The sequence below is a fragment of the Roseateles sp. P5_E11 genome (assembly GCF_054049355.1).
Genome location: NZ_JBFUMO010000897.1, coordinates 1 through 1,638 on the forward strand (window position 1 = coordinate 1; position 1,638 = coordinate 1,638).

The following is a 1,638-nucleotide window of genomic DNA, read 5'->3' on the forward strand; positions in this document are numbered from 1 at the left end:
CACGAAGGGCACCATGATCTCGATGTTGTTCAGGCCCATTTCCTTGCGCACGCGCTTGAGGGCCTCGCACTCCATCGCGAAGGCGTCCTGAAAATCGCCGCTGATGTAGCGCGAGGCGCCGCGGAAACCCAGCATGGGGTTCTCTTCGTCCGGCTCATAGCGGCTTCCGCCGATGAGCTTGCGGTACTCGTTGCTCTTGAAGTCAGAGAGGCGAACGATGACCGGGCGCGGGAAGAAGGCGGCGGCAATCGTCGCGATGCCTTCGGCCAGCTTATCCACATAGAAGGCGCGCGGCGAGGCGTGGCCGCGGGCGACGGACTCGACGGCCTTCTTCAGGTCGGCATCGATGTTCGGATAGTCCAGGATGGCCTTGGGGTGGACACCGATGTTGTTGTTGATGATGAACTCAAGCCGCGCCAGGCCCACGCCGCCAGAGGGCATTTGCGCGAAGTTGAAGGCCAGCTGCGGGTTGCCGACGTTCATCATGATCTTGATGGGGCAGTACGGCAGCTCGCCGCGGTGCACCTCGCTGATCTCGGTCTCGAGCAGCCCGTCGTAGATATAGCCGGTGTCGCCCTCGGAGCAGGCCACCGTGACGAGCTGGCCGTCCTTGAGCTTCTCGGTCGCGTCGCCGCAGCCGACCACGGCCGGGATGCCCAGCTCGCGCGCAATGATGGCCGCGTGGCAGGTGCGGCCGCCGCGGTTGGTGACGATGGCGCTGGCGCGCTTCATGACCGGCTCCCAGTTCGGGTCGGTCATGTCGGTGACGAGCACGTCGCCGGGCTGCACGCGCTCCATCTCGGCCACGCTATCAACCAGGCGGACCGGGCCGGTGCCGATCTTCTGGCCGATGGCGCGGCCTTCCGCCAGCACGGCGCTGTGGGCCTTGAGCTTGTAGTGGTGCTCGACCTGGCCTGCAGCTTGGCTCTTCACCGTCTCCGGGCGGGCCTGCAGGATGTAGATCTTGCCGTCGACGCCGTCACGGCCCCACTCGATGTCCATTGCGCGGCCGTAGTGCTGCTCGATGATGAGGGCGTACTTCGCCAGCTCGGTCACCTCGGTGTCGTTCAGCGAGTAGCGGTTGCGTTGCTCGGGCACCGTGTCGACGGTCTTGACGAGCTTGCCGGCAGCCGCCTTTTCCTCGGGCGACGCGAACTCCATGCGAATCAGCTTGGAGCCGAGGTTGCGGCGGATGATGGCCAGCTTGCCGGCCTTCAGCGCCGGCTTGTGCACGTAGAACTCGTCCGGGTTCACCGCGCCCTGCACCACCGTCTCGCCCAGGCCGTAGCTGGACGTGATGAAGACGACTTCCTGGAAGCCGCTCTCGGTGTCGATGGTGAACATGACACCGGCCGAGCCGAGGTCGCTGCGCACCATGCGCTGGACGCCAGCGGACAGTGCCACGTCGTTGTGGGCAAAGCCTTTGTGCACGCGGTAGCTGATGGCGCGGTCGTTGTAGAGCGACGCGAACACCTCGCGCATCTTGTGCAGCACCTCGTCGATGCCGACGACGTTCAGGAAGGTTTCCTGTTGGCCGGCGAAGGAGGCGTCGGGCAGGTCTTCGGCCGTGGCGGACGAGCGCACGGCAAAGGACACGCCGGGGTTGTCGGCCGTCAGCTGCGCGAAGGACGCACGCAC

1 protein-coding gene is annotated in these 1,638 nt (G+C 65.7%); it reads right to left on the reverse strand.

Going from position 1 to position 1,638, the window contains the following annotated elements; genetic code table 11:
• Positions 1-1,638 (reverse strand): phosphoenolpyruvate synthase (ppsA, locus tag ACXJKR_RS31860; protein ID WP_457326258.1); only part of this gene is annotated, 1,638 nt, incomplete at both ends.